Raw genomic sequence first — 23,838 nt, 5'->3', positions numbered from 1 at the left:
CATCTGTTGAGATGCTTTTTTTATTTATTCACAATGTTATTGTAGGATTTTACTGTCAGTATATAGTAAGCAAAATAAATCAATGTATAGGCAACTATGGTAGTTAAAACTGGAATGAAAATATCTATGCCAAGTGTATTAGAAAGTGCATTTAAAGCGACAATACTATGCAAGCTACCGACAGTAAGTGGCAAAATGAATATAAAGGCAATTTGTTTTGCAATCGATTTAAAAATGGTTTGCTTACTTACACCTAATTTACGTAAAATGATATATTTGTCTTGATCTATAGTTGCTTCTGTTAATTGTTTAAAGTAAATGATGCTTCCAGTTGCAGCTAAAAAGACAAGTCCTAAAAAGACACCAGCGAAGATGACTAATCCTGTAGCTTCCACAACACCTGTATAAGCGCTGTATTTAGATATTAAATGGATGTCTTTAGGAAGGAGTATTTGCAGTGCTTTTGTTAACTCCTTAGTATTTTTGTCATCGGATACTTTATATGCTTGTAGCATATAGGGTTCTTGTTTTTTTGTAATATCAGAAAAAACTTTGTCGGTCACTACGATGGTGAATTCATGTAATGAGTCATTTAATATATTATCTTGAATTTTCCCTACAAATTGCAATGAATAATCATTACCTGAAAGATGCAGTTTTGCTTTGCCATTTTTATATTCAGTTTGAAATGTATTACTCCTATTTGCATCAAGGGCAATGATTTCTCTATTTTGAAGGGATACTTTTATATCCTTCTTCGTTTTATCGGCTAGAGTATTGAATGTACTCTCTGATAATAAATTTAATTTTTTAGGATTTCTTTCAAAATCGACTGGTAAGATGCCATTCACCTGTAAGTCTGCTTTTATTTTTATTAAAGGGATGGTAATTTTCTCTTTTATTGTATGATTAGAGTTTCTTATTGTATTTTCAATTTGCTGATCTATATGTGAATCGGTTTTTACATACATAAAGCTAAACGGTTCGGTTTTATTAATCATTACCTTATTTTTATAATACATACTATAAGAAGCACCGATTCCACACAGTGTGACTGTGCTTAATAGCGCAATGGCAGTTAGTGTTTTTGCATTTGATTGAATACGTGCTAATAGTTGAGACACACTAACCACATTAATCCCACGGTAATAGCGTGTTTTATTCTTCTGTAAGCCAAGTAATAAAAAAACAGTAAAAGAACGAAATATGAAATATGTACCAACTATAGAAAAACCTAAAATAATACACATATTCCGTATCGTATGGTCTAGCCATATAGAAGAGAAAATAGGTTGAAGTGCGAACCAGTAAGAAGAAATAACTAAAATAATTCCTAATAAGGCGGTCCATATAGAGCCTTTTGGAATGAGCTCATTTTGTCTCTCAGCCCGAAGTAATTCAATTAATTTAAACTTATAAATTATGCTATAACCTTGAAAAGATGTTATTAAAATAATAACGGTAAATATGAGTATGGTATGCATGATTGCTTCTAGAGAAATAGAAAACGAAATAGCAGTTGATAATTGCATTACTTTTAAAAGTAACATGGAAAACACCTTTGAGAGTAAAGCTCCGATGCTCATTCCTATAATGAGTGCAAACATTCCTATGATGAGATTTTCATAAAATAACAGGGCACCAATTTGACGTTTTCGAACACCTAGTAAGGAATACAACGCAATTTCTTTTTTTCTTCTCTTTGTGAAAAATGAATTTGAATACGAAATGAATATTGCTACAAAAATGATTAGAATAACAGAAGAGGCTGTAAAAACATCTGAAATCCCTTTAGCTGTATTCGTTTGTTCTACGATATCTTCGTTATATTGTAAGGATACAAAAATAAAATAAATGACAATACTAAGTATCATAGATGCAAAGTATAGTACATAATTTTTAAGATTTCTTTGCAAGTTTTTTTGGATGATACTAAATGGAGTCATACCCGTTACCTCCAAGAGCAGAAATGATACGTAACAGTTTTTGGAAAAAATCTTCTTGTGGCATCTCACCCTTTACAAGTTCCGTGAAAAATTTTCCATCTTTAATAAAGAGGATGCGTTCGCAATAACTTGCTACAAAAGGATCATGCGTAACCATCAAAATAGTGGCTATTTGTTTTTTATTTAATGCTTGTAGGCTGTTTAGTAAATGAGCTGCTGATTTAGAGTCCAGTGCACCTGTAGGTTCATCAGCTAAAATTAATTTCGGTTTTCCTATAATAGCCCTCGCTGCTGCAGTACGCTGTTGTTGTCCACCAGAAATTTGATACGGATATTTATTTAGCAATTCTTGAATGCCAAACAGTGTGGAAACTTCATCGACACGTGCATCAATTTCGTGTGCATTCATATTTCTTAAAGCAAGTGGTAGAAGTATATTATCCTTTATCGTTAACGTATCAAGTAAATTGTAGTCCTGAAAAATAAAGCCTAATGTGTCACTACGGAATGCAGTAAGTTGTTCATCTTTCATTTTTATAATATTTCTTCCATCAACAATAATTTCTCCTGTGGTTGGTATATCAATTGTCGATAATATATTTAATAAAGTAGATTTTCCAGATCCAGATGGACCCATTATGCCAACGAATTCACCTTCAAAAATTGTGAGATCAATATCATGGAGGGCAGTAAATATGCTACCTCTATTACTAAAGACCTTTCTTACGTGTTTTGCTTGTAATACGGGGTTCAATATGGATCCTCCTCTATTGTATGATAAGCTTATTGTATGGTAATTTTATACCCTAAACCATAGGACAACCTTACAAATTATAATTCAAACCTTACAAACTTGTAAGGTTAAAATAGTGCTAGGAGGCAAACTTTTTATGAAAGTCTTATTAGTTGAAGATGAACCAACTATTCGTGAAACAGTGGCCGATGAGTTAAGAAAATGGGGATTTGAAGTATGGGCAAGTACAAACTTTGAACATATTTTAAACGATTTTTTGGCTCAATCTCCGCAACTTGTTTTACTTGATATTAACCTTCCTCATTTTGATGGATTTTATTGGTGTAGAAAAATTCGTGAAGTATCGAAAGTACCAATTATTTTCTTATCATCTCGTGATAATCCTATGGATATGGTAATGGCCATGAATATGGGGGGAGATGATTTTATGCAGAAACCATTTTATACAGATGTTTTAGTAGCTAAAATTCAAGCTCTTATGAGACGTACATATTCTTATACACAAACGGAAACAAATGTTGTTGAATATGAAGGTGTCGTATTAAATTTACAGAGCGGGGAAGTAACATATCATAATCAAATATTGGAATTAACAAAAAATGAGTTTAAAATTTTACAGATATTAATGCAGAATATAGGATCGATTGTAAGTCGAGATAATATTATGCGTAAACTCTGGGAAAATGAAAGTTTTGTTGATGATAATACATTAACAGTAAACGTCGCTCGTGTAAGGAAGAAGCTTGCTGAACTTGGAAAAGAGGAATTTATCCATACGAAGAAAGGGCAAGGTTACATTATTACATGAGTATTTTTCGTTACGTAAAAGAACGCCGGTATTTTATGCTTCTTTACTTTTTGATTATGTCATTTATTTCTACCATGATTTATTTAAGCGAGGGATTAAGTAATACAAAAGCAAATCTTATATATATCAATGTCGTAAGTGCAATTTTTATTTTTATCTATCTTATAATCGGGTATTTTTATCATAAAAGATTTTATAAAGAACTTCATATTGCTCTTCATTTAGAGCAGGATACAGTTATTGCAATCCCAAATCCACATACATATGAACAGGAACTATATACAGATATATTAAAAAAACTGTACTTAGAGCAACAAGAGCAAATGTATGTATTGCATGAGGAAAAGAAAGAGTATCATGATTTTATTATGTCGTGGATTCATGAAGTGAAAATACCGATTGCTGCTAGTCAACTATTAATGCGCAGTGGCAAACCGGCAGATATTTTAATTGATAAATTAGAGGATGAGTTAGGAAAAATAGATCACTTTGTTGAACAAGCTTTATACTATTCACGGCTTGATTCCTTTTCAAAAGATTATTTCATTCAAGAAGTTTCTCTCGAGGCGATTACGGGTACTAGTATGAAAAAATATGCTAAGTCATTTATTTCAAAGCGCATTCAATTTGAACGTACAAACTTACAACTTCTAGTAGAGAGTGATACAAAATGGCTATCTTTTATTGTCGATCAGATTGTAGCAAATGCATTAAAGTATACGGATTCGCATGGAGAAATTAAGTTTATCGGAGAAGAAGACGAAGCGGAAAAGCGTCTCATTATTCAAGATAACGGCATTGGTATTAAGCTTGAAGACGTTGGACGAGTATTTGAACGTGGATTTACGGGAGCAAATGGACGAGTTCATACGAAATCAACTGGATTAGGATTATATTTAGCGAAACGATTGTCTCATAAATTGGGGCATGATATTTCTATTGAATCGAAAGAGAATGAATATACAAAAGTGACAATACATTTTCCTAAAGGGAATCAATATCATAAGATCGCGAAAACATAACAAAAGCACTTATTCTATGGATAAGTGCTTTTGTTATGTTTTCTTTTATCCTATTATCCGCCGAGATGCCTGTAAAAGTCCGATTGGAGGGAATTAAAAATTTACTTTATTCAAATCTTAATATGTTTTGTGTTTCTATACATACCTATTGTAAGATTATATAGAGTTCTCCTAATAAGCTGTTTTAATGGATTTTTTAGGGATTTAATATTTATAAGTCGTAAATAATTTTTTATCTAACTAAGTTATATTGAAGTAGAGGTGAACCATCGGTGAGGCAGGTGTTAGTAATTAAAAATGAACGGTCTTTAGCAAAGAAAATCGTAAGCGGTTTAACGGAAGAAGGCCACTTCATTTTAAAACTTCACAATGAAAACGAAGGTTTAAATATAGCATATGAACAAGATTGGGATATTATTATATTAGATTGGGATTCATTAAGCATATCTGGACCAGAAATTTGCAGGAAAATACGACTTGTTAAAATGACACCCATCATTATTGTGACCAACAATATTTCTAGCAAGGATTGCGTAGCAGGGTTACAAGCAGGAGCTGATGATTATATAAGAAAACCATTTGCGAAAGAAGAATTAGTAGCAAGAGTTCAAGCTATTTTAAGGAGAAGTAACTGTAACCAGCAAAATGAGATAAACTTTTATCAGTTTAAAGATCTCTTTGTTGATGCATCTAGCAATATTGTGAAAAAAGGTGGTAAAAATCTCTCGCTTACGAAACGTGAGTACGACTTACTTGTATTTTTAATCAAGAATAAAAACACAATATTGAGCCGTGAAATGCTTTTGAACCAAGTTTGGGGACATAACGTAGTCGTAAATCCAAATGTAGTAGACTTATATATTGGATATGTAAGAAAAAAGTTAAAGTGTGAGAAGAAAGACAGATATATTCAAACGATACATGGTAGAGGCTATTCAATGGTTGAATGATAAAAATAAGATAATAAAGTAGTTTCTGTGAAATATGAAAAGACAGAAACTATAAAAAGAAGATTGCTATCAGGAAATGGTCATTTTTTTGCAGTAGAAACCATGTTTTATAAGGTATGGGGGATGGATCTGCTGCGCATTAGTTGAGACCGTATCAAATTTATTTTTAATTTTATTAACTCACACCATTCACAAGATTTTCACATAATTAATGACTATACTTATTTACAGGATATTCAAATGAAAATGATTATCAATATTGATTTAGGTGAATAGCAGTTATTATCTAATTCAATCTTTGGAAGTCATCATTTTCGAAATAAATTACATAATAAGGAGTATACGTATGAAAAAAACTATGCTTTTAAAATTAGTAAGTATTCTAGCAATTTTCACTTTAATGTTAGTAGCTTGCTCAGATTCAGGTAAAGAAACTTCGAAGGCTACTAAAGATAATGGTAGTGATAAGCCAAAAACGGTTGAAATCACTGATGCGCATGGAAAAGTTACTGTTCCTGTAAATCCAAAGAATGTAGTTGCTTTAGATAATAGAACGTTTGAAACTTTAGCTGATTGGGGAATTAAATTAGCTGCTGCTCCAAAGGATATCATGCCTGCTGATTCAGCATATAAAAAGGATGAAAAAGTTCAAAATATTGGGAATCACCGTGAGCCAAATCTTGAAATTATTGCCGCTGCAAACCCTGACCTTGTAATTGTTGGTCAAAGATTTGCTAGCCATTACGAAGAAATCAAAAAATTAGTACCAAATGCAGCAGTTATTGATCTTAATGTTGATGTTTCTGAGAAGGCTACTAAGCCTGGAGAAAACTTAGTAAAAGGACTTAAAGATTCTACTGTTACTTTAGGAAAAATCTTCGATAAAGAGAAAGAAGCTAAAAAATTAGTAGCTGATTTTGATAAATCTATTGAAAATGCAAAATCTGCTTATAACGGAAAAGATAAAGTTATGAGTGTTATCGTTACTGGTGGTAATATCGGTTTTGCTGCGCCGCACTCTGGCCGTGTTTGGGGACCAATGTATGAAATTTTCGGTTGGACTCCAGCATTAGAAGTTTCTAATTCTACTGCAGGTCATAAAGGTGACGACGTTTCTGTTGAAGCTATTGCACAAACAAATCCTGATTGGCTGTTCGTATTAGATCGTGATGCTGCAACATCTGATGCAGCTAAGTCAGCTCCTGCTCAGGATGTTATTTCTAAATCACCAGCTCTTCAAAACACAACTGCTGTTTCTAAAAAACAAGTTATTTATGCACCAGCAGATACTTACACAAATGAATCAATTCAGACTTATATAGAGTTATTTGGAAATCTTGCAAAAACTTTAGCTAAGTAGTGTAAAGGAGTACGAAGCAGTGTCAAAAAATATAATTTCTAGGGTTGAGAATATTTCTCAACCCCAGTTTTATAATCACAATAAATTATGGACAAAATCTTTTATAATAGCGATTATAGTTGTTATAATTTTAGGGATTATATCACTGTTTACTGGCGTTTATGATATACGTGGACAAGAGGACGGGACAGAGATGTTTTTCATAACTCGTGTTCCGAGAACTGTTGCATTAATGCTTACTGGAGCTGCAATGGCGATGGCAGGTCTCGTCATGCAACTACTTACACAAAATCGTTTTGTTGAACCTACTACAACGGGGACTATTGAATGGTCAGGCTTAGGCCTGCTTTTTGTGTATTTACTATTTCCTGCCCCAACTTTAGTTCAAAGAATGACTGGTGCAATCATTTTTTCTTTTATAGGAACTATGATTTTCTTTCTATTTTTAAGAAGAGTTAAGCTCCGTTCGTCTTTAATTGTCCCGATTATTGGATTGATGCTTGGAGCAGTTATTTCTGCAGTATCTACTTTTTTGGGACTCCTTTTTCAAATGACGCAAAGTATTGAAACTTGGTTTGTAGGTTCATTTGCTAACATTCAGGTGGGAAGATACGAATATTTATGGCTGATTGTTATCATTACTTTTCTTATTTTTATGTATGCGAATAGATTGACGTTAGCTGGGCTAGGAGAAGATGTCGCAACAAGCCTTGGCGTTAATTACAATCGAATTGTTCTTTTTGGGACTGCTCTTATCTCTGTTGCAGTTGGGATTGTTGCAGCTGTTATTGGAAATTTACCTTTCTTAGGGTTAATTGTTCCAAATATTGTTTCCATGTTTAGAGGTGATGATCTTAGAAGTAATTTACCTTGGGTGTGCTTGATCGGAATGGGGACAATAACTGCCTGTGATATCATTTCTCGAACAATTATAAAACCTTTTGAATTACCTGTTTCTTTAATACTTGCATCAGTAGGAGCAGTCGTGTTTATTACTATTTTATTGAGAAAAAGAAAACCAAGGAGGCTACGATGATCACATTAGATTATAGAAATAAAGAAAATGTCGAAGTCGATTCTAGCCTTCATAATGAAAGTAGATCAGCTAGCGCTTTTCGTTCTAAGAAGGAAGCAAGACGTTATTGGATTGTACTGATAACATTGATTGCTTTAGGCCTCCTTTCTTCATATGGACTTTTAGTGTATAACAATCCAGTTCCGATAGATTCACCTTCTTTTATCCCAGTTGTTAAGAGAAGGATTGTAGCTATTGTTGCAATGATTATTGCAGCTGTTTGCCATAGTTTGTCGACAGTTGCTTTCCAATCCATTACGAATAATAAGATTATTACTCCTTCACTGTTAGGTTTCGAATCACTTTATTCAGCAATTCATACGAGCACAATATTCTTCTTTGGTGCTAGTGCATTGATCAATTTTAATGGAATTGGATCATTTTTATTTCAAGTCATTCTTATGGTCCTCATGAGTTTGATACTTTATGGATGGCTACTTTCCGGTAAATACGGGAATTTACAACTTATGCTTTTAGTTGGGATTATCATTGGCACTGGACTAAATTCTATGTCAACTTTCATGAGAAAACTACTTGCGCCTTCAGAGTTTGATATTTTGCAAGCGAAATTATTTGGCTCTGTTAATCATGCAGATCCTGCCTATTTTCCTATTGTAATTCCGATGATCATAATTGTAGCAGTATTAATTTTTGCTCATTCTAAGAATTTGAATGTCTTATCACTAGGAAAGGATGTTGCTACTTCTTTTGGAGTTAAATATCAACCTAGTGTAATTTATACGCTTGTATTAGTAGCTATTTTAATGTCTATTTCAACAGCTCTAATTGGGCCACTTACTTTCTACGGATTTTTAGTAGCAACTTTGAGTTATCAGGCGGCATCAACGTATGATCACAGATATATTTTCCCAATGGCTTTTGCAATCGGATTTTTAATAATGACGAGCGCATACTTTTTAATGTATCATGTATTCCATGCTCAAGGCGTAGTTTCAGTTATTATTGAATTATTTGGTGGAATTATATTCTTAACTATAGTTTTAAGGAAGAGGGCTTTATGATAAAAATTGATAATGTTAAAAAGTTCTATACTGATAAGGTAAAAATAGGACCTTTGGATATTGAAATACCAAAAGCGGGCTTTACTTCTTTAATTGGACCAAATGGTGCTGGAAAGTCTACGACACTTTTGATGATAGGAAGACTTTTAGATATGGATGAAGGTCAAATCCAAGTAGCAAATATGGATGTTTCTGAATCCAAATCAAAAGACTTAGCAAAAGTTTTGACTATATTGCGACAAGAAAATCATTTTGTAACGAGGCTTACTGTTAGACAATTAGTTGGATTTGGGCGCTTTCCTTATTCAAAGGGAAGATTAACGAAAGAGGATGAAGTTATTATTTCTAAATATATCGACTTCCTAGATTTAACGAATTTAGAGAATAGATATTTAGATGAGCTTTCTGGTGGTCAAAGACAAAGGGCATATGTAGCGATGGTATTGTGCCAAGAGACTGAATATGTACTTTTGGATGAGCCGCTAAATAACCTGGATGTTGCTCGATCTGTTCAAATGATGGAGCACTTGAGACGTGCGGCTAATGAATTTGGAAGAACAATTTTGACTGTTATGCATGACATAAATTTTGCAGCTAAATACTCTGACAAAATTTGTGCGATGAAAGATGGACAAATTGCTGCTTTTGGAACAGTAGAAGAAGTTATGGACTCAACACTTTTGACAGATATTTTTGAAACAAAAATAGAGATTATTAATGGTCCTTATGGGCCGATCGCTGTTTATTAGTTATAAAATGTATACTGTAGCTGCTGTCTATATTTTGTAGGCAGCAGCTTTTTTATCTGAAGAATTAACAAATCTTTTATCAGCGCTTCAAAAGCTAACGAAGGTAATTGAAGAGCTGTAGTGGTTGTTACATGTAAAAAGAAGCATAAGCTGACAAAAACGATCAGCTTATGCTAATTCATATTTCGAATATAAAAAGTGGAGTTTTAATCAAACAAATTAAAAACTAAATTGTGGCTTCATATCACCTGTATAAGGTTCATGTTCAACAAATACAGTGATGTCTTTCCCTGCTTGGTCTTTACCAGTTCTTTTATAAGTAAATTTCTTATTATTTAGTTCAGTAAGTTCAAGAGCCGCACCATATTTATTATTTCCAATTGAAACATGAGCTCTTATTTTATTTTCATGCACAACATCGAAGTAGCCATAGTCACCGCGGCTTTGGCCTGTTTCGCTATTGAAGAATTCATATTTATTAGATTTGTCATCGAATTTTGCTAGACTTATAAAATTTGAATTAAACTGTGTTACATCATTACCAGCTTCATCTAATACTTTTGTTCCGTGCCAAAGGGTTCCGCCTAAAATCTTATCTCCATCAACGTTTTTAACGATATCGCCTGTAGTTGTGTTCAGCTGCTTGTCCGGATCAGTGAAAGAAAGCTCTTTTTCTTTATATGGAACATGTTCAACGAAAACTTCTACATCTTTACCGTTAGCATCTTTCCCCATTCGTTTATAAGTAAATACATTCTTATTTAGCTTTGTCATATCAACAACAGCTTGATATTTCATTGATTCTGAAATTAATATTCTCTTCTTCCCATCATTTGTGATAAAGAAAGTTCCTTTATCGCCACGACTTGCACCTGTTTTAGCGTCAAAGAATTCATATCTTCCTGACTTTGCATCATATTTTGCAAGACCAATGAAGTTTGCATTTTCTTTTGTTAAGTCATTTTTATCTTTATCTAATACTCGTGTACCTTGCCAATTTGTGTCGCTAAGAATGTTAGCCATTTTTTGGCCTTTCGTTAACTTATTTTCCTTTTTTGTTTCTTTAGCAGCTTGTTCTTGTTTCGGTTTACTATGATTTTCTTCGGCTTTCGTACCAATGCACCCGGTTAGTGCGATTGTGAGTCCGAGCAATATAGATGATAGTGCTTTCGTTTTTTTGTTCATTTTTATCGTCTCCTCATTTTATAAATGTAAGTTGTACGGTTTGTGATTATAGTAATAGTTACTACGTTTATTATGTTAATACTGGAGTATAAACTGCCTCTAAATAAAACATTAAAAAAAGATAAACTAATTCCTAAAATTTTTTCATACTTATAAAAAGGTCTTTTACATGAGGTGAATGTAAATCTCTCATTTTGAAAAACGGCGTAATTAAATGGGCGGATTCATATTATGTTTACAGTGCGATTTTAGATGTGATGCTATACTGTGTATAGGATTTTATGTGTGTATGTTGTGTCGTTTTTTGTCGGTAAGTCGATATATTATGAAAATCGCTGATATAAATTGGGTTGCGACGATATATTTCGAAAATCGCCGATATAATTTGAGTTGCGCTGATATATTTGAAAAATCGCTGATATATTTTGGAGGGGAATAAAGATGATTGTGAAAGAACGGAAAATGTCCGTACATTTGCTTCAATTAGAAGCTTTACTTAGAAGATTGCCTGCTCATCATCCAAAAAGGAATGTGGTGGTTGAAAGTCTAGCGAAATTTATGGCTGGCTATAAAGGAGAGCAGGCAATTGAATATCCGCTTAGTTTTCTATCTGAAACAAAATATAGCATTTTACATGACATCAGATTGTTTGATCAGAAACATTATTTTCAAATTGATGCCCTCATAGTTTCCTCATGTTTTCTTCTTTTTCTTGAAATAAAAAATATCATTGGTACGTTAATTTTTGATGCAAAGTTTAATCAACTCATTCGAATCGCAGATGGTACTTCAGAAGAGGGTTTTCCAGATCCGCTTTTACAAGTGAAACGGCAAGAGATGCAGCTGAGAAAATGGCTGAGTTTGCATGGTTTATATAATATTCCGATTGAATCTCTCGTTGTAATTAGTTCTCCTCGTACAATTATTAAAACTTCAGATGAAATGCTTCCTAATAAAATTATCCACGGTGCAAATTTACCTAATAGAATTAAACAAATGGAAAGTCAATATAAAGAAGACGTAATTGATAATGTAGATGGACTTATAAATCAAATTATGAATGAGCACATTCCGCAGCGACAAAATATTCTTGCACAATATAAAGTGAAAAAAGAGGAATTGCTAAAGGGCGTGCAATGTGAGGAATGTTTTACAATGGCAATGTTAAAAGAAAAACAGGGATGGCGCTGCTCAAACTGTAATAGTACGTCTAAAAATGCTCATTTACGTGCTTTACAAGACTACACACTTCTGTTTGGAATGATAACTACTAATAGCAAGTTGAGGGATTTTCTTAATATGCAATCTAGTTCTGCGGTTAAAAGACTCCTCAAAACAATGAACATCCCACACACTGGCACCAACAAAGGACGAACCTATGATTTAACCCACCTCCAATTATAATTTTGCTATAATAAATATGTACTTATACGAAGGGGAGTTTAATGAGAAAATGAAATCATTTAATATTGATCATTTTATCGCGAGTGTTTTACAGTGGATATTAAATATAGCGTTAATTATATTATCCATTGTCTTATCTATTTTTTTAATTAACGAGACGATTACTTTTATTCAATACATATTTTCAGCGAAGAAGTATACGTCATATAAATTAGTTGAAAGTATTATCGTCTATTTCTTATACTTCGAGTTCATCGCATTGATTATTAAGTATTTTAAGTCGAACTACCATTTTCCGTTACGTTATTTTATTTATATTGGAATCACGGCGTTAATTCGATTAATTATTGTGTCTCATGAGGAACCGATGGAGACGTTATTATACGCAGGAGCAATTCTTATTTTAGTTATCGCTTTATACATATCAAATATGAGAGATTTGAGAAAAGAGTAGTAGTGCAGACATAAGTTTGCACTACTTTTTTTATCTTGACCTTCAAGTTACTTGAAAGTTTACAATGTAAATAGGGCGTTTGAAATTGAAAAAAATTGAGAAATTAAGTGAAGAGGTTTCTTTTACTTGGAGGTTATAGAAATGAATCAGGAATTGAAATTGCGTCCACTAGAGCGAGAAGATTTAAAGTTTGTACACGAACTGAATAATAATGCACATATTATGTCGTATTGGTTTGAAGAGCCGTATGAGGCATTTGTGGAGCTACAAGACTTATACGATAAACATATACATGATCAAAGCGAACGCCGATTTATCGTTGAAAAAGACAATGAAATGGTTGGATTAGTCGAGTTAGTGGAAATCGATTATATTCACCGTAGAACAGAATTCCAAATTATTATTGATCCAAATTATCAAGGATATGGTTATGCAGCGGAAGCGACGCGTTTAGCGATGGATTATGCTTTTTCTGTATTAAATATGCATAAGATTTATTTAGTGGTGGATAAGGAAAATGAAAAAGCGGTACATGTTTATAAAAAGGTTGGATTTATGGTAGAAGGTGAACTGTTAGACGAATTTTTCGTTGACGGTAACTATCATAATGCGATAAGAATGTGTATGTTCCAAAAGGCATACTTTGGCACAAAATAACCGTTTGGAAGAGCTATAGTAGGGAATCCGTTAATTGAAATAAAACACTCACCACGAAATAGAAACATACGATATGGAAGAAAAATAATAAGTGAGTTGAATAATGATGAATCATTATTTTTATAGTGGTAGACAAGTGGGAGCAGCTATTACGCTTGCTGGGGCACAGGGAACCATTCATGCTGTGAATCAAGTGATTCAAATGCAGCAACAAGCACAATTTGCAAAAATGATGCAGGGGCAGTATATGCCATACTCACAATTTCCGATGCAAAGTGTGCATTATGATGTGTATCCAGCTAGTTTCTTTTCCATTCCATATGGTGGGACTTATTTCTTATGAAAGAAAGCGACTGATAAGAGTCGCTTTCTTTTTTATATTCCGCCTAGCTTCATTCCAAGGAATGCGAAGAGGATACCAACTATGTAAGTAGCGCTTAAGTATAAAAGGAATGTGCTAAAGCTTTTACGATTGAGAAGCTGAACAGATTCTAGTTTAAACGTCGAGAATGTCGTGAAGGCACCCATAAATCCAGTACCTAATAATAATTGCCAACCTGTAGTGACTCCGTTGCCAATTATATATCCGAGTAAAAACGCTCCTGTTATATTAATGAGAAATGTAGCAATTGGAAAGGAAGTCTTATTTCTTTTTTTAAACCAATTACTAATTGCAAATCGTGTAATCGCACCGAAAAATCCTCCCGTTGCTACTAATAAAGCTTCTATCATAAGTGATCACCTTCCGTAAGATGTTTCTTAAGTAAGAAATTACCTAGTGTATAGCCAAGTCCAGACATAATGAGGCCACCAAGTATGCTGCATGATACATATAAGAAGGCTATGCTCCACTCAGAACGATTGATCAATTGAATAGTTTCTACACTAAATGTTGAAAACGTCGTAAAAGAACCGATGAATCCAGTCCCAATGCCTGTGATTACATCTGAAGGTAAGATGTTGAGCTTAGCGATATACGTAGTCAGCCAAGCTAATAAGAAGCATCCGGCTAAGTTAATCAGTAATGTAGCTAGTGGAAATGTATGATGCCAAAATTCATGAATAGTAAGACCTAAATAATAACGAGAAAGGGCTCCTAATATACCGGCAATGCCGACCATAATATAAATCAATTTTCTCACCTCTTTAAATAGCTTGCTCAAAAAAATAGACTCCTACCAGTAGTTATACTGGTAGGAGTCATTAGCTAAGCAGCGTTTATGGCGAACTCCATCGCCTATGATTATTACATATAGTGTACTAAACATTCCGCTTGATTTCCAGTGAAGGAGTTGGAGCATTTTGTATTTTTGATAATGTAAGAGTAAGAAATATTGCTTATAAACTAAATATAGTGATATAAGGTTTTTGGTGTGATAAAATATTTCGTATGTTGTCATTCAGTTTTAGTTAACTGAAAATAAGGAAAATTAAGTTGTGTGTTTTAGAAAAGGGGCGTTTATTTGAAGAAATTATTAAAAATAGTACTTATATGTATTTTAGTAGCATTGGGAGTGGTAGGTGTTTTTTTAGGGTATATGACACTTACTAAAGAGCAGCCTGCTGATGTTGTAAGTTTGAAGGTGGAAAATAATAAAGAGCGCGTATTAGCGACAGGAAATGAATTTAAAGTTACAACATTTAATATTGGATATGCTGGATTAGATAAGGACCAAGATTTCTTTATGGATGGGGGAAAGGGATCTGGTTCAAGTAGTAAAGAGCAAACGGAAGTTAACCTAAAGAATATGTTTTCGTTTTTACAAAATGAGAATAGTGATTTTGCGTTGTTACAAGAAGTTGATATAAAATCAATGCGATCTTTTGATGTAAATGAACATGAATTTTTGAAAAAAGGATTACCTGATTATGCTTCGTCATTTGGCAAGAACTACGATACGAAATGGGTTCCAGTACCAATAACAAATCCAATGGGATATGCGGAGGCTGGATTAAGTACGTTTTCTAAATACACTGTTCAAGAAGCGAAGAGATTCCAGCTTCCTGGAATGGAGCCTTGGCCGAAGCGTTTATTTGATTTAGATCGGGCGATTGTTGAACATACAATCCCTGTTAATAATGGAAAGCATGTTAGACTTGTAAACTTACATTTGTCTGCGTACGATGAAGGCGGGAAAATTAGAAAACAGCAAGTAGAGTTTTTAAAAGAATATATGAACAAGCATTATAAAAATGGTGATTACGTAATAATGGGCGGAGATTGGAATCAATTAGTTTCTGACGTTCAATTAAGTGATCCGAAGTTTGTGAAGGAGCGTCCTGAGTGGTTAGTAGAGTTACCGAAGGACTTTACTGATGGTGGATTTAAATGGGCTGTAGACCCGTCTGTTATGACAGTGAGAGACGATGTGAAGAAATATGTAGAAGGTGAAAACTTCGTCACGATTATTGATGGCTTTATCGTTTCACCGAATGTTGAAATTGTAAATGTGCAAGGAAAAGATTTAAAGTTTGAAAATAGTGATCATAACCCAGTGAGTGCGGTATTTAAGCTGAAGTAATTAAGTGCAGAAGGTGGGACTATATATGGAATGGTTAAAGAAAACTTGTTTTTCTAACCTTGAGAAAGAATCACAGAAAAATCATTTATTGCTGTTTATTACGATTTGTAGTTTCTTCCTTGGAATCATCGCAATTGGGTATTACGGATATATTTTTACAGAGAGAGCAATCGCGTTTTGGGTTTGTGGCATTTCTGTCGTTGTATTTGGAACACTTCTTACTTTTATAAAAAGCATGGAAACGACGTATAAATATATCATGACATTTATGTTGCTTATGATGTCTTTCATTATGGTACAAGCTTTTAATGAAAGCCCAGCTGTATTTCAAATGGTCTATTTTACACTAGCCGTTTCACTTATTTATTTAAGTGAACGCCTCGTTGTAATTCTAGGCGGAGTGGCAGTTGTAATCACATTTATCCTTTGTAGTTATTGGCCAGAGCAATTTTTTGCTTATACAGCTGCATCTGAAGCTGCAAACTTCGCAAGCTTGTTAGCAATCGTAACAATCGCTATGTGGGGCGTCACGAAAATTGGTTCTAACTTGCTGGCTCGTTTAAGTGATGAGAAGCAAGAAGTAATGAGAAAAGCTCAGGAGCTAGAAGAGACGCAAAGGCTTATTGAAGAAACAGTTGTGAAACTAGATCGTAATTTCAATTGTTTAAGAGAAAATATGAATACATCGATGGAGTCGATGAGTGACATTAATTTTGCTTTTGAAGAGGTAGCAGTTGGTACACAATCACAATCAGAGATGATGTCACGTTCAGTAGAAGTATTGAACGATATGGAAGGAAATATTGAACAAATCATTTCTCAAGTAAGAAATGCATCGATTCGTGTTGATGAAAGCTTAGAAATTTCAAAGGGTAGTGTACATACTTTAAGAAACTTTGAAGCAAATATGAAAAGTTTAAATGATGTTATTTCACAATCAGGAGTTATATTTAGAGATTTAATGATGCAATCGAAGCAAATTAATGAGATTGTAGATGTAATAACGAATATTTCAAGTCAGACGAGTTTACTAGCTTTAAATGCAAATATTGAAGCTGCAAGAGCAGGTGAGCATGGGAAAGGATTTGCGATTGTAGCGAATGAAGTATTAAAGCTTGCTGAGGAATCGAATCGTTCTGCGGGAAGAATTCAAGGGATTTTGAAGGAGTTTAGTAATCAAGCAAGTAAGGTAGAAGTGCAAGTAGAGAAATCAGAAAGAGTACAAGAAGAATGTAATGAAATGTTAGTAAGTGTTTTAACAAATGTAACGGATTTAGGGAAATTTATTGATGAAATTAATGATGTAATGCGAGAAATTGTTGGTCATCAAGAAAGTTTCCAAGTTAAAACGACGAATATCGTAAAGGATGTTACACATGCTTCCAATGTAATACAGCAAACTTCTGCGGCTACAGAAGAAGTGTTAGCAAGTGTGGAAGAAGAAAAGCATCGAAATGATACATCGGTGAAGACATTACATACTGTTAGCGAGCAAGTGAAATTGTTAGAAGATATTTTAGAAAAGTAATATCACTTAAAAAGGGCACAACGTTTGTGCCCTTTTTTCATTTAAACGAAGACTTGCTCGGATTTTAATTGCTTTTCTGCTCGTTTTCTGCCAAGCTTAAGAAGATGAAATTCAGCTAATAGCGGAATTAAAATACTTCAAAGAAAGAATTAAAAAGGTGACGTATATGATCGAAGTTAAGACTTCTGAACTTAGTGATGGAGAATTTAATAGAGGTGTATTTGCAACTCGTGATATTAAAAAAGGTGAGTTGATACACGCAGCGCCAGTTATCTCTTATCCGAATGAACAGCATGAACACATTGAGAAAACATTACTTGCTGACTACGCATTTGAGTATGGGATTAATCATACGGCAATCCTTTTAGGATACGGCATGTTATTCAATCATTCATATACACCGAATGCGACGTATGATATTGTCTTTGAGAATCATACATTTAACTTCTATGCTTATAAAGATATAAAAGCAGGAGAAGAAATCTTAATCAATTATAATGGTGAAGTGGATAACGATGAACTGTTATGGTTTGATAAAGAAAAAGAAGAGAACGAAAAGTAATTTAAAATAAGTAATGAAAAAGATGCCTTTACCTATGTAAAAGCATCTTTTTTGTTGATGAAAATAAAGTAAAGATTACAAAAAAATACCACTTTATTTTCGTGTGGTATAGTAAGATACTGAAGGGTAGTGTTTTGAAAAAGTAATATATTTTACAAATTGTTGTCTTTCTGATGACATGTCAAGTTTAGTAGCCCATTTGGGTTGCTTTATTATGCAATATATATTTTAATATGAGTGGCACCTCTTATAAATTAAGAGGTTAATAGGTGTCTCGAATTGATTTTGGGTACACTGTATCCACCACTTTAAGTTCGTTCATGTATGTGGGGATATTATGGGCCCGTATAACGGGATAAAAAGAATATAGAAATAGAGGAATCGTAAAATGAATATGCAAGAGGTTTATGAATATTTAAGTACGGTATTGCCTGAAGGTCATGTGAAACAAGATGAAATGTTAAAGAATCATACGCATATTAAAGTTGGTGGAAAAGCAGATGTGTTCGTTGCGCCGACAAATTATGATGAAATTCAAGAAGTTATTAAATATGCGAACAAATATAATATTCCAGTTACGTTTTTAGGAAATGGATCGAATGTTATTATTAAAGATGGTGGAATTCGCGGGATTACAGTAAGTTTAATTCATATTACAGGTGTTACTGTAACAGGAACGACGATTGTAGCACAGTGCGGTGCAGCAATTATTGACGTATCACGTATTGCACTAGAACATAACTTAACGGGGCTTGAGTTTGCTTGTGGTATTCCAGGTTCAGTTGGCGGAGCATTATATATGAATGCAGGTGCATACGGCGGTGAAATTTCGTATGTATTAACAGAAGCTGTCGTAATGACAGGTGATGGAGAGCTACGTACTTTGACGAAAGAAGCATTTGAATTTGGATATCGTAAGAGTGTATTTGCGAACAACCATTACATTATTCTTGAAGCGAGATTTGAACTTGAAGAAGGTGTACATGAAGAAATTAAAGCAAAAATGGATGATTTAACGTTTAAACGTGAATCAAAACAGCCTCTAGAATATCCTTCATGTGGTAGTGTATTTAAACGCCCACCAAATAACTTTGCTGGTAAATTGATTCAAGACTCAGGGTTACAAGGTAAGCGAATTGGTGGAGTGGAAGTTTCTTTAAAACACGCTGGATTTATGGTAAATGTTGATAACGGAACAGCACAAGATTACATCGACTTAATTCACTTCGTACAAAAAACAGTTGAAGAGAAATTTGGCGTGAAGTTAGAGCGTGAAGTAAGGATTATTGGAGAAGATAAAGAATAACATATACGTATGAAACTGCGAATTATTTTAAAATAACATTTGGGTATTGTTGACAATTTGTTTTCAATTCAATATAATGGCTAATAATTTAACAAATAACATACGTTGAAAGAGCCCAGTAGCAGTTTGTCACTGTTAATGAGAGAGCTAGGGGATGCTGGAACCTAGCACAAACAAATTTGCGAATTACACTCTGGAGTATCTTAGGTAATGCTAAGCGGATTGGCAATCGATATTATTGCTAAGAGTGGTATGAGTAGCTATGCTATTTATACAAACTGGGTGGTAACACGGTGAATCATCGTCCCTATGTCATAGACATAGGGACTTTTTGTTTTTAAAAAATAAAGGGGATGACAAAAGATGAATATCATTGATGAATTAGAATGGCGCGGTGCTGTTAATCAACAGACTGACGAAGAAGGTTTACGTAAGCTAGTAGAAGAGAAAAAGATTTCGCTATACTGCGGAGTTGATCCGACTGGTGATAGTATGCATATTGGACATTTGATTCCGTTTATGATGATGAAAAGATTCCAGTTAGCCGGCCATCATCCAGTTATTTTAATTGGCGGTGCAACAGGAACAATCGGTGATCCGAGTGGACGTCAATCAGAGCGTCAACTTCAAACGTTAGAAGTAGTTCAGCATAATGTAGATGCATTAACAGCGCAAATGAAAAAGCTATTTGATTTTGGCGGAAATAGCGAAGTGAAGATGGTAAATAACTACGATTGGACTCATGAAATAAATATTATTGAGTTTTTACGTGATTACGGGAAAAACTTTAGCATTAATAGCATGTTAGCAAAGGACATCGTAGCAAGTCGTTTAGATACAGGAATTTCTTTCACAGAATTTACGTACCAAATTTTGCAAGCGATGGACTTCCATCATTTATACACGAAAGAAGATGTTCAACTGCAAATTGGCGGTAGTGACCAATGGGGGAATATTACGAGTGGCTTAGATTTAATTCGTAAGTTAGAAGGGCACGAAGCAAAAGTATTTGGATTGACGATTCCGTTATTATTGAAATCAGATGGTACGAAGTTTGGTAAATCAGCAGGTGGTGCAGTTTGGCTTGATCCTGAAAAAACAACACCATTTGAATTTTACCAGTTCTGGGTAAATACAGATGACCGTGATGTCGTTAAATACTTGAAATACTTTACATTCTTAACGAAAGAGCGCATCGATGAATTGGCAGTGAAGGTAGAAACAGAGCCTCATAAACGTGAAGCGCAAAAAGTATTAGCGGAAGAAATGACGAAATTCGTTCATGGAGAGGAAGCATTGCTACAAGCTGTGAAAATTACAGGAGCGTTATTTAGCGGAGATATTAAATCGTTAACAGCTGATGAAATTGAACAAGGCTTTAAAGAAATGCCAACATTCCAGTCTTCAAAAGAGACGAAAAACATTGTAGAATGGCTAGTTGATTTAGGTATTGAACCATCTAGACGACAAGCGCGTGAAGATATTAATAACGGAGCTATTTCTATGAATGGCGAAAAAGTAACGGATGTAGGTACGGATGTTACGGTAGAGAATTCATTTGATGGACGATTCATTATTATTCGTAAAGGGAAGAAGAATTACAGTCTTGTGAAGTTAGGCGAATAGTTTGTGTGAAAGGATGGGAGTAGGAAGAATACTTCCATCTTTTCGTATACACAATTTGGACATAAAATAATCAGTAAATTTAGATAATTAAAAGGGTTATATTATTCTTCTGCCGAATAAATAAGTTAGAGAAAATTACGGATAAAGTGAAACTTTAATCAGTGGGGGTTTTCCTCATCCCCACTGATTATTAGCCCTCACCAATCGGACTTTTATGGGCAGTTGATCCCCCAACTAACTGCTTTGCTTTCGCTGAATTTTGAGGTGGGGGTCTTACTGCCCATTAAAGTGGGATAAAAATAGCCCGAACCATGCAGGGCATGATTCGGGCTTATATTCAGATTAGTAAGCTAAGCTGAATAGACCTTTAATGTGTGATAAGTAACGAACGTTACTTGCTTCTTTCATTAATGATGCTGGTAAGCCTTTAAGTGGAGTATTGCTTGCTCCGATTGTAGCAACAGCATCTTTACGTCCTAGACTAGCAAGTGTTCCAGAGTTTACAGGTGCGAACTCTTCGAATGCTTTGCCTTCTAGTGCTGCGTATAAGTTGTATCCAATTAACTCACCCATTTGCCAAGCGATTTGTGCAGTTGGTGGGTATGGACGTCCGTCTGGAGCGAAGACAACAGCGCTGTCTCCAGCAACGAATACGTTTTTGTGAGAAGTAGATTGTAGGTATGCATCAACTGTTGCACGACCACGGTTTACTTCAAGACCTGATTCACCGATTAGTGGGTTACCTTGAACGCCGCCCGTCCAAACGAATGTGTTAGCAACAAGTTTTTGACCGTCTTTTAAGTCAATTTCATTGCCAGCAACGTTTGTTACAGGAAGACCAGTTAAGAATGTAACGCCGCGTGCTTCTAGGCTAGTAGTTGCACGTTCGATTAAGTGGTCTGGTAATACTGGAAGGATTTTTGGACCTGCTTCAACAAGAAGAAGTTTAACTTCTTTTGGATTTACACCGTGGCTTTTTGCAAGTTTAGGCATAATGTCAGCAAGCTCACCAACTAGCTCAACGCCAGTTAATCCGCCACCACCGATTACGATTGTAGCATCAGCTTCGTTTTTCGTTTTCGCGTATTCACGAATACGGTCTTCAACGTGTTTGTAGATTTTGTTTGCATCAGCAGCAGATTTTAATACCATGCTGTTTTCTTCTAGTCCTGGAATACCGAAGTAAGCAGTTTTACTTCCTAAAGCAACTACAAGTGCATCGTAAGATAAAGTAGTGCCGCCAGCTAATTTGATTTCTTTGCTATCAACTGAGAATGACTCAACTGTTGCGATTTTAAGATCAATATCTTTACCTTTGAAAAGCTTTGTAAGTGGCATTGCAACTGCTTGCTCAGACACGTTACCAGCTGCAAGGCGGTGTAGTTCAGTGATGATTTGGTGTGTTGGGTATTGGTTAATCACTGTAACTTGTGCTTCTGATTTGCTGTAATATTTACGTACGTTTAAAGCGGCAAGAAGACCGCCATAACCAGCGCCTAAGATGACAATTTGTTTTGACATAGTATGATATCCCCCGTCTTTACTAATTGTTGTTATAAGTTAACTTATTTATTGTTACGTTCTGCACTAATTTGAAGATATGCGTTCACAAAGCGGAACATTTTTTGTGCTTGTGGATCTTTTAGTAATTTTAAAAGACCGAATAGGCCGATAACTTCGTTGCTTTCGTCAGCACGATCTTTCGCTTCGATCGCAGTAGCAGCCATGCTTTTTACTGTATCTTTTACAGGTTCTACAAGCTCTGTGATTGCACCAACAGTGTCGCTTTTTAATACTTCATCAGTAGCAACAGTTTGAGCGAAGTCATAAGACTTAGTTAAAATGTTAACAAGCTCAGTTAATTTTGGAAGCTGTTCTACTAGTGTTGTTAATGATTCTTGTACCTCAGGTTTTAACAACTGATCAAGTACATCAAGTTGTCCTTGGCTAGCAGAAATTTGTACAGTTTCTTGTTCTGGCTTTGTTTGAGTCATAGTTTCTGGCATCTCCAATTCTCCTTTACGATAGCAATACTCTTATTTTTGATAAGTAAGATAGTAAACGGTTACGAAACTTTACACAAAGTTTCACAAAACACAATAAAATGCCTTTAAATTTATGACAGCAACTAAGTTGCAAACATAAATCTAAAACCATAACGTCTTACTTATTATTTATGAACTGTCCGATATATGGCTTGTCCGCATAATGGAAAAGCTCCGTTACCGGAAAGTGTATATAATATATATCCTATATTATATACTATATACACCTATGTTAACATAAAAATGATTCCTAATTATTTGATATCGAGCGTATAACGTAGTACTGACAAGGTATGAAAGCGTATAAAATATTTTGTTTCAGTTAGAAATGTACATATATAATAAGAAAAAAAGGAAAAAATGAACAAATTCATGTTCGTTTTTTCCTTTTTCCTATTATTCACCTTCCGCAATTAGCATCGATGTCTTACCTTCTTTTTCAAGATGGCATTCGCCCCAAGAACAAAGAGAATCAAGAATGGATTCTAAAGACCAACCGTAATCAGTAAGAGAATATTCTACTTTTGGCGGGACTTGGTTGTATACTTTTCTTTGAATAACGCCGTCGTCTTCTAATTCACGTAATTGCTGTGTTAACATTTTTTGTGTAATACCAGGCATTGAGCGTTTTAATTCACTCGTTCTCTTTGTACCTTTCGTTAAGTGACAAAGGATAACAACTTTCCATTTGCCGCCGATAACTTCTAAAGTTGCCTCTACAGGAATATTGTATTGCTTCATATGAAACCCTCCCATTGTGAGTAAAATAAGTTAAATCATACAAATGTTACTTTTTAGTACCTATAGCACTTTAAAGTACGTACTTTTTATCATGTTAAATATGTTTCATAATAGCACATGTA

At 34.4% G+C, this 23,838-nt stretch carries 24 protein-coding genes, 1 riboswitch and 1 other annotated feature; of the genes, 16 read left to right on the top strand and 8 right to left on the bottom strand.

Annotated features, from left to right (window positions below):
• Positions 1 to 20 precede the first annotated feature (20 nt).
• Positions 21 to 1,946: an ABC transporter permease gene (locus MR147_RS21925; protein WP_242304741.1), complete on the bottom strand. Its 1,926-nt coding sequence runs from the start codon at positions 1,944 to 1,946 to the stop codon at positions 21 to 23.
• Positions 1,933 to 2,700 carry an ABC transporter ATP-binding protein gene (locus MR147_RS21920; RefSeq protein WP_242304740.1) on the bottom strand — a complete coding sequence of 256 codons (768 nt, stop codon included), beginning with the start codon at positions 2,698 to 2,700 and terminating at the stop codon, positions 1,933 to 1,935. Before MR147_RS21920 ends, MR147_RS21925 begins: the two co-directional genes overlap by 14 nt.
• A gap of 136 nt (positions 2,701 to 2,836) precedes the next feature.
• Between MR147_RS21920 and MR147_RS21915 the strand changes: the two genes are divergently transcribed.
• From MR147_RS21915 to MR147_RS21885, 7 genes are all read left to right on the top strand, one after another.
• Entirely contained in the window at positions 2,837 to 3,508 is a 672-nt protein-coding gene (locus MR147_RS21915; RefSeq protein ID WP_000866336.1) for a response regulator transcription factor, read from the top strand.
• On the top strand, positions 3,505 to 4,530 hold the full coding sequence (locus MR147_RS21910) for a sensor histidine kinase (protein WP_242304739.1): 1,026 nt from the start codon (positions 3,505 to 3,507) through the stop codon (positions 4,528 to 4,530). Before MR147_RS21915 ends, MR147_RS21910 begins: the two co-directional genes overlap by 4 nt.
• Positions 4,531 to 4,802: 272 nt before the next feature.
• Positions 4,803 to 5,480, top strand: coding sequence for a response regulator transcription factor (locus MR147_RS21905; protein ID WP_242304738.1), 678 nt, complete (start codon positions 4,803 to 4,805; stop codon positions 5,478 to 5,480).
• 346 nt (positions 5,481 to 5,826) lie between these two features.
• A complete protein-coding gene (locus MR147_RS21900) occupies positions 5,827 to 6,840 on the top strand; it encodes a siderophore ABC transporter substrate-binding protein (RefSeq protein ID WP_000753432.1) in 1,014 nt (337 codons plus the stop codon).
• Positions 6,841 to 6,859: 19 nt separating this feature from the next.
• Complete coding sequence (locus MR147_RS21895) at positions 6,860 to 7,876, top strand: ABC transporter permease (RefSeq protein ID WP_000041833.1); 1,017 nt, start codon at positions 6,860 to 6,862, stop codon at positions 7,874 to 7,876.
• A complete protein-coding gene (locus tag MR147_RS21890) occupies positions 7,873 to 8,937 on the top strand; it encodes an iron chelate uptake ABC transporter family permease subunit (RefSeq protein WP_242304737.1) in 1,065 nt (354 codons plus the stop codon). The genes MR147_RS21895 and MR147_RS21890 overlap by 4 nt, the downstream gene beginning before the upstream one ends.
• Positions 8,934 to 9,686 carry an iron ABC transporter ATP-binding protein gene (locus MR147_RS21885; protein ID WP_000590067.1) on the top strand — a complete coding sequence of 251 codons (753 nt, stop codon included), beginning with the start codon at positions 8,934 to 8,936 and terminating at the stop codon, positions 9,684 to 9,686. Before MR147_RS21890 ends, MR147_RS21885 begins: the two co-directional genes overlap by 4 nt.
• Before the next feature lie 219 nt (positions 9,687 to 9,905).
• Here the strand turns inward: MR147_RS21885 and MR147_RS21880 are convergent, their stop codons facing one another.
• A complete protein-coding gene (locus MR147_RS21880) occupies positions 9,906 to 10,871 on the bottom strand; it encodes a DUF4822 domain-containing protein (RefSeq protein ID WP_242304736.1) in 966 nt (321 codons plus the stop codon).
• A 441-nt stretch (positions 10,872 to 11,312) separates the two neighbouring features.
• On the opposite strand from MR147_RS21880, the gene MR147_RS21875 reads away from it, so the two are divergent.
• From MR147_RS21875 to MR147_RS21860, 4 genes are all read left to right on the top strand, one after another.
• Positions 11,313 to 12,275, top strand: a complete 963-nt coding sequence (locus MR147_RS21875; RefSeq protein WP_144533452.1) for a nuclease-related domain-containing protein — start codon at positions 11,313 to 11,315, stop codon at positions 12,273 to 12,275.
• A gap of 49 nt (positions 12,276 to 12,324) precedes the next feature.
• Entirely contained in the window at positions 12,325 to 12,729 is a 405-nt protein-coding gene (psiE, locus tag MR147_RS21870; RefSeq protein ID WP_000834703.1) for a phosphate-starvation-inducible protein PsiE, read from the top strand.
• A 141-nt stretch (positions 12,730 to 12,870) separates the two neighbouring features.
• Positions 12,871 to 13,386, top strand: coding sequence for a spermidine N1-acetyltransferase (gene speG, locus MR147_RS21865; protein WP_001071086.1), 516 nt, complete (start codon positions 12,871 to 12,873; stop codon positions 13,384 to 13,386).
• Between the two features lie 103 nt (positions 13,387 to 13,489).
• Positions 13,490 to 13,729: a DUF3947 family protein gene (locus MR147_RS21860; protein ID WP_242304735.1), complete on the top strand. Its 240-nt coding sequence runs from the start codon at positions 13,490 to 13,492 to the stop codon at positions 13,727 to 13,729.
• A 32-nt stretch (positions 13,730 to 13,761) separates the two neighbouring features.
• On the opposite strand, the gene crcB (MR147_RS21855) is transcribed toward MR147_RS21860, so the two are convergent.
• Entirely contained in the window at positions 13,762 to 14,118 is a 357-nt protein-coding gene (gene crcB / locus MR147_RS21855; RefSeq protein ID WP_000568596.1) for a fluoride efflux transporter CrcB, read from the bottom strand.
• Complete coding sequence (crcB, locus tag MR147_RS21850) at positions 14,115 to 14,519, bottom strand: fluoride efflux transporter CrcB (protein ID WP_242304754.1); 405 nt, start codon at positions 14,517 to 14,519, stop codon at positions 14,115 to 14,117. Before crcB (MR147_RS21850) ends, crcB (MR147_RS21855) begins: the two co-directional genes overlap by 4 nt.
• 54 nt (positions 14,520 to 14,573) lie before the next feature.
• Positions 14,574 to 14,633: riboswitch (Fluoride riboswitch) on the bottom strand.
• 216 nt (positions 14,634 to 14,849) lie between these two features.
• Here crcB (MR147_RS21850) and MR147_RS21845 point away from each other — a divergent pair.
• The 5 genes from MR147_RS21845 (at position 14,850) to tyrS (ending at position 20,930) form a co-directional block, all read left to right on the top strand.
• Complete coding sequence (locus MR147_RS21845) at positions 14,850 to 15,908, top strand: endonuclease/exonuclease/phosphatase family protein (protein ID WP_242304734.1); 1,059 nt, start codon at positions 14,850 to 14,852, stop codon at positions 15,906 to 15,908.
• Positions 15,909 to 15,933: 25 nt separating this feature from the next.
• A complete protein-coding gene (locus MR147_RS21840) occupies positions 15,934 to 17,436 on the top strand; it encodes a DUF4077 domain-containing protein (RefSeq protein WP_074606984.1) in 1,503 nt (500 codons plus the stop codon).
• Between the two features lie 166 nt (positions 17,437 to 17,602).
• On the top strand, positions 17,603 to 17,998 hold the full coding sequence (locus tag MR147_RS21835; protein ID WP_000573649.1) for an SET domain-containing protein: 396 nt from the start codon (positions 17,603 to 17,605) through the stop codon (positions 17,996 to 17,998).
• 388 nt (positions 17,999 to 18,386) lie between these two features.
• Positions 18,387 to 19,304, top strand: a complete 918-nt coding sequence (murB, locus tag MR147_RS21830; RefSeq protein WP_001057091.1) for a UDP-N-acetylmuramate dehydrogenase — start codon at positions 18,387 to 18,389, stop codon at positions 19,302 to 19,304.
• Positions 19,305 to 19,400: 96 nt separating this feature from the next.
• Positions 19,401 to 19,616, top strand: a binding site (T-box leader).
• A gap of 51 nt (positions 19,617 to 19,667) precedes the next feature.
• Positions 19,668 to 20,930: a tyrosine--tRNA ligase gene (gene tyrS / locus MR147_RS21825; RefSeq protein WP_074606988.1), complete on the top strand. Its 1,263-nt coding sequence runs from the start codon at positions 19,668 to 19,670 to the stop codon at positions 20,928 to 20,930.
• A 342-nt stretch (positions 20,931 to 21,272) separates the two neighbouring features.
• Here the strand turns inward: tyrS and MR147_RS21820 are convergent, their stop codons facing one another.
• The 3 genes from MR147_RS21820 to MR147_RS21810 all read right to left on the bottom strand — a co-directional run bounded on the left by MR147_RS21820 (position 21,273) and on the right by MR147_RS21810 (position 23,716).
• On the bottom strand, positions 21,273 to 22,451 hold the full coding sequence (locus tag MR147_RS21820; RefSeq protein WP_000043204.1) for an NAD(P)/FAD-dependent oxidoreductase: 1,179 nt from the start codon (positions 22,449 to 22,451) through the stop codon (positions 21,273 to 21,275).
• Positions 22,452 to 22,495: 44 nt separating this feature from the next.
• On the bottom strand, positions 22,496 to 22,936 hold the full coding sequence (locus MR147_RS21815) for a DUF1641 domain-containing protein (protein ID WP_001115309.1): 441 nt from the start codon (positions 22,934 to 22,936) through the stop codon (positions 22,496 to 22,498).
• Between the two features lie 435 nt (positions 22,937 to 23,371).
• Positions 23,372 to 23,716: a winged helix-turn-helix transcriptional regulator gene (locus MR147_RS21810; RefSeq protein WP_000816344.1), complete on the bottom strand. Its 345-nt coding sequence runs from the start codon at positions 23,714 to 23,716 to the stop codon at positions 23,372 to 23,374.
• Positions 23,717 to 23,838: the final 122 nt, after the last annotated feature.

The organism is Bacillus cereus group sp. BfR-BA-01350 (genome assembly GCF_022663775.1).
Taxonomy (GTDB): domain Bacteria; phylum Bacillota; class Bacilli; order Bacillales; family Bacillaceae_G; genus Bacillus_A; species Bacillus_A paranthracis.
This window is presented reverse-complemented; position numbering and strand designations above follow the sequence as displayed.

Excerpts from the sequence above, each read along its gene's own strand:
- MR147_RS21810 (WP_000816344.1), bottom strand. The coding sequence starts at position 23,716 with ATGAAGCAATACAATATTCCTGTAGAGGCAACTTTAGAAGTTATCGGC.
- MR147_RS21885 (WP_000590067.1), top strand. The coding sequence starts at position 8,934 with ATGATAAAAATTGATAATGTTAAAAAGTTCTATACTGATAAGGTAAAA.
- MR147_RS21815 (WP_001115309.1), bottom strand. The coding sequence starts at position 22,936 with ATGCCAGAAACTATGACTCAAACAAAGCCAGAACAAGAAACTGTACAA.
- MR147_RS21880 (WP_242304736.1), bottom strand. The coding sequence starts at position 10,871 with ATGAACAAAAAAACGAAAGCACTATCATCTATATTGCTCGGACTCACA.
- tyrS (WP_074606988.1), top strand. The coding sequence starts at position 19,668 with ATGAATATCATTGATGAATTAGAATGGCGCGGTGCTGTTAATCAACAG.
- MR147_RS21900 (WP_000753432.1), top strand. The coding sequence starts at position 5,827 with ATGAAAAAAACTATGCTTTTAAAATTAGTAAGTATTCTAGCAATTTTC.
- MR147_RS21875 (WP_144533452.1), top strand. The coding sequence starts at position 11,313 with ATGATTGTGAAAGAACGGAAAATGTCCGTACATTTGCTTCAATTAGAA.
- MR147_RS21925 (WP_242304741.1), bottom strand. The coding sequence starts at position 1,946 with ATGACTCCATTTAGTATCATCCAAAAAAACTTGCAAAGAAATCTTAAA.
- MR147_RS21835 (WP_000573649.1), top strand. The coding sequence starts at position 17,603 with ATGATCGAAGTTAAGACTTCTGAACTTAGTGATGGAGAATTTAATAGA.
- MR147_RS21820 (WP_000043204.1), bottom strand. The coding sequence starts at position 22,451 with ATGTCAAAACAAATTGTCATCTTAGGCGCTGGTTATGGCGGTCTTCTT.
- MR147_RS21910 (WP_242304739.1), top strand. The coding sequence starts at position 3,505 with ATGAGTATTTTTCGTTACGTAAAAGAACGCCGGTATTTTATGCTTCTT.
- MR147_RS21915 (WP_000866336.1), top strand. The coding sequence starts at position 2,837 with ATGAAAGTCTTATTAGTTGAAGATGAACCAACTATTCGTGAAACAGTG.
- MR147_RS21840 (WP_074606984.1), top strand. The coding sequence starts at position 15,934 with ATGGAATGGTTAAAGAAAACTTGTTTTTCTAACCTTGAGAAAGAATCA.
- MR147_RS21890 (WP_242304737.1), top strand. The coding sequence starts at position 7,873 with ATGATCACATTAGATTATAGAAATAAAGAAAATGTCGAAGTCGATTCT.
- speG (WP_001071086.1), top strand. The coding sequence starts at position 12,871 with ATGAATCAGGAATTGAAATTGCGTCCACTAGAGCGAGAAGATTTAAAG.
- psiE (WP_000834703.1), top strand. The coding sequence starts at position 12,325 with ATGAAATCATTTAATATTGATCATTTTATCGCGAGTGTTTTACAGTGG.
- murB (WP_001057091.1), top strand. The coding sequence starts at position 18,387 with ATGAATATGCAAGAGGTTTATGAATATTTAAGTACGGTATTGCCTGAA.
- MR147_RS21860 (WP_242304735.1), top strand. The coding sequence starts at position 13,490 with ATGATGAATCATTATTTTTATAGTGGTAGACAAGTGGGAGCAGCTATT.
- crcB (WP_000568596.1), bottom strand. The coding sequence starts at position 14,118 with ATGATAGAAGCTTTATTAGTAGCAACGGGAGGATTTTTCGGTGCGATT.